3 protein-coding genes and 2 pseudogenes are annotated in these 3,470 nt (G+C 71.0%); 4 read left to right on the top strand and 1 reads right to left on the bottom strand.

All coding sequences use genetic code 11. From position 1 onward, the window contains the following. Nucleotides 1-582: pseudogene (locus OUY22_RS36210) on the top strand (serine/threonine protein kinase); the annotation flags it as partial. A gap of 16 nt (nt 583-598) precedes the next feature. Here OUY22_RS36210 and OUY22_RS36205 read toward each other — a convergent pair. Continuing rightward, the gene (locus OUY22_RS36205; RefSeq protein ID WP_270159835.1) at nt 599-1,612 is read right to left on the bottom strand and encodes a M48 family metallopeptidase; all 1,014 of its coding nucleotides are present in this window, start codon (nt 1,610-1,612) and stop codon (nt 599-601) included. A gap of 107 nt (nt 1,613-1,719) precedes the next feature. On the opposite strand from OUY22_RS36205, the gene nadD reads away from it, so the two are divergent. The 3 genes and pseudogenes from nadD to OUY22_RS36190 all read left to right on the top strand — a co-directional run. Then, nucleotides 1,720-2,337, top strand: coding sequence for a nicotinate-nucleotide adenylyltransferase (gene nadD, locus OUY22_RS36200; RefSeq protein WP_270159833.1), 618 nt, complete (start codon nt 1,720-1,722; stop codon nt 2,335-2,337). An 89-nt stretch (nt 2,338-2,426) separates the two neighbouring features. After that, entirely contained in the window at nt 2,427-2,822 is a 396-nt protein-coding gene (gene rsfS / locus OUY22_RS36195) for a ribosome silencing factor (protein WP_270159832.1), read from the top strand. Then, nucleotides 2,750-3,331 (top strand): annotated as a pseudogene (locus OUY22_RS36190) (histidine phosphatase family protein); the annotation flags it as partial. The gene rsfS and the pseudogene OUY22_RS36190, both read left to right, overlap by 73 nt. Nucleotides 3,332-3,470 lie beyond the last annotated feature (139 nt).

The following is a 3,470-nucleotide window of genomic DNA, read 5'->3' as shown; positions in this document are numbered from 1 at the left end:
GTCCGCACCAGGACGGCCGGCGCGGCCAGGACCGCCAAGAGCAGGGCCGAGGGGGCGACCACGCTGCCGGCCGGGAACACGGCGCTGCTGCTGCTCGCCGTCCTGGCGGTGCCGTGCGTGGTGGCGTCCGTGATGTGGCCGATCGCGTCCATCGTCATCACGGCGGCGTTCGTGGTGCTGACCAGGGCGCTGTGGATGAGCCACTACCTGGTCCGCAACCGCGCCGAAGGGTGGCTGCGGGCCGTCGTGCGGACGGTCACGTTCCCGTTCGCGCTGAGCGGGGCGCTGGTGAGCGCCGCCGTCTGGCCGGGGACGCCCGTCGCCGTCGCGGCCGCCGGCGCGCTGTGGATCACCGGCGGTGGTCAGATCGACACCGCGGCCTGGTGGCATCAGCCCGCTCCGGTCACCGCCGCCGCCGTGGTGTTCGGCATGCTGTGCGGCGGCATCACCGGGCGCGAGATCGAGCGGGTCGGCGCCCGGCTGCCCGACCTGCGCAGGGAAGGGCTGCGCGCACTGGCCGTGCTGGGCGGGTTCGTCGCCCTGTGCGCGGCTGCCGTGCGCGCGATCGCCCTGCTGCTGTGACGGTCAGCTGTGACGGTCAGCCGTCGCGGCGCGCGAACCGGTTGAAGATCCTCTCACCGGCGTTGACGGCGCCTTCGGCCACGTCGCGCAGCACGCCGATGAACGGGTCCTGGGACTCCGACCAGGACCTGCGGTAGGACTCGGCGGCGGCCCTGACCTCCTCGCTGACGCGGGCGTTGGCGTCGTCCTCGCGGCGCGGGTAGTCGCCGCCGATGATGCGGTCGTACTCGCCGCTGCGCTGCCACTTGTCGAGCTCGGCGACGCGCACCACGGCGAACGGGTGGGTGGTGCCGAGCAGGTTGAGCACCTTGAGGAAGCCGTCGCGCAGGTCGCCGGCGGTGTCGTACTCGGCGTACTGCGCCAGGAACGCCTCGATGTTCATCTCGTGCGTGTAGTCGCCGCCGGCGAGCTTCATCAGCGCGCGCTTGGCCGCCTCCGGGTTCTGGCCGACGAGCAGGCCGCCGCGGTCGGAGGAGAGCTCCGACTTGCGGTACCACTCCTCCAGGCCGGCCACGATCGCGCGCAGGCCGATGTAGCCGAGCGGGATCCAGGCGACGCGGGCCGCCAGCCGGGTGAGGATGTCGAGCATGGTGCGGTAGACGGCGTGGCCCGACAGGATGTGGGACGTCTCGTGGCCGATGACGAAGCGCTGCTCCTCCTCGTTCATGAGGTTGAGCAGGCCGGTGGTGACGACGATGAACGGGTCGTCGAAGCCGATGGCCTTGGCCTGGACCTGCGGGTCCTGCTGGACGTAGATCTCCGGGATGCGGTGCAGGTCGAGGACGTAGGCGGCGTCGCGGCCCATGTCGTAGAGGGAGCGGAACTGGGTCTCGCTCACGCGCACGGCCGAGGCGAGGTACATGAGCCGCAGGCGCCGCTCGCTGACTAGGCCGGACATCTGCTTGAGAACCGTGTCGAACCCGCTCAATTTGCGCAGAGCGACCAGGGCCGACCGGTCTGCGGGGTGTTCGTAGGCACGGGACGAGATGCCGGGTAGTTGGACGCGGCTGCGGTCCGGGGTGGTCGTCATGCCCGGCATGCTACGTCCGCAACGGGAGCGGTGCGCGGTCATCGTGCGGGGGGTCGTGCGGGGGGTGCCGTGATGTCGATCGAGCGCTGCCGCGTAAGGTCCGTTTCATGATGAACGCGCCTGGTATGCAGGGGAAGCGACGCGTGGGAGTCATGGGCGGGACCTTCGACCCGATCCACCACGGTCACCTGGTCGCGGCCAGTGAGGTGGCCCACCATTTCGAGCTGGACGAGGTCGTGTTCGTGCCGACCGGGCGGCCGTACCAGAAGTCCGAGCGCGAGGTGTCCGCGCCCGAGGACCGCTATCTGATGACCGTCATCGCGACCGCGTCCAACCCGCGCTTCTCCGTCAGCAGGGTCGACATCGACCGTCCCGGGCCGACCTTCACCATCGACACCCTGCGCGACATCTCCCAGATCTACGGGCCGCAGGTGGACCTGTACTTCATCACCGGCGCCGACGCGCTCGGCGCGATCCTCGGCTGGCAGAACGCCGACGAGCTCTTCCAGCTCGCCCACTTCGTCGGATGCACCCGGCCGGGCCACCACCTGCACGACCCCGGGCTGCCCGAGGGCCGGGTGACGTTGCTGGAGATCCCGGCGCTGGCCATCTCGTCGTCGGAGTGCAGGCAGCGCGTGGCGAAGGGGGAGCCCATCTGGTACCTGGTGCCCGACGGGATCGTCCAGTACATCAACAAGCGTGACCTCTACCGTGCGCACGACTGAAGTGATCGCGCCACCCGTGGGGCGGGACGGCCGCAACGGGTACCCTCCATATAGGGCATGTTGCCGACACAGGAGGACCGACCCGCACCGTGACAGCATCTGACACAGCCGTCCAGCTCGTGCGCCTCGCCGCCGAAGCCGCCGCCGACAAGCTGGCCGACGACATCCTCGCCTACGACGTCAGCGAGCAGCTCGTCATCACCGACGCCTTCCTGCTCTGCTCCGCCAACAACGACCGCCAGGTCCGCGCCATCGTCGACGAGATCGAGGACAGGCTGCGCGCCCACGCCGACGCCAAGCCGGTGCGCCGTGAGGGGGAGCGCGAGGGCCGCTGGGTCCTCCTCGACTACATGGACATCGTGGTGCACGTCCAGCACGAGGAAGACCGCACCTTCTACGCCCTGGAGCGGCTGTGGAAGGACTGCCCGGCCATCACCCTGCCGGAGAGCGTCATGCAGGCCAACATCCAAAGGGCGCGCAGTTGAGCAAGCGCATCGTCTGTCTCCGGCACGGGCAGACCCTCTGGAACGTCGAACACCGCTTCCAGGGTCACTCCGACATCCCTCTCGACGAGACCGGCGTCGCGCAGGCCGCCAGGGCGGCGTCCCTGCTCGCCGCGCTGCGGCCCACCCTCGTCGTGTCCTCCGACCTCCAGCGGGCCCACGACACCGCCCTGGCCCTCGGCCGCGTCGCCGGGCTCGACGTCGCGGTCGACAAGGACTTCCGCGAACGCGGCGGCGGCGAGTGGGAGGGCCTGACCCGCGAGGAGATCGCCGAACGCTGGCCGCGCGAGTTCGTCGCCTGGGAGGCGCCGGGCGGCGAGGACGTGGCCGACGTCGCCGCCCGGGTCGCCACCGCCATGCGGCGCTGGGCGGCCAGGCTCGACGACGACGGGCTGCTGGTCGTGGCCTCCCACGGCGCGGCGCTGCGGCTCGGCATCTGTGAGCTGCTCGGCCTGCCGCAGGAGCTGTGGTCCGCGCTCGGCGGGCTGGGCAACTGCTCGTGGTCCGTGCTCCAGGAGGGCCGCAAGGGGTGGCGGCTGCTGGAGCACAACGCCGGCACCCTCCCCGAGCCCATCAGCAGCGACGACAGCCCCGACGCCGAAGGGCGCCGGCCCGAGTGAACGGCCGCTC

Origin of the sequence: Nonomuraea corallina (genome assembly GCF_027620315.1) — a bacterium.
Taxonomy (GTDB): domain Bacteria; phylum Actinomycetota; class Actinomycetes; order Streptosporangiales; family Streptosporangiaceae; genus Nonomuraea; species Nonomuraea corallina.
Note: the sequence above shows the minus strand (reverse complement) of the source record. Positions and strands in the feature narration are given on the sequence as shown.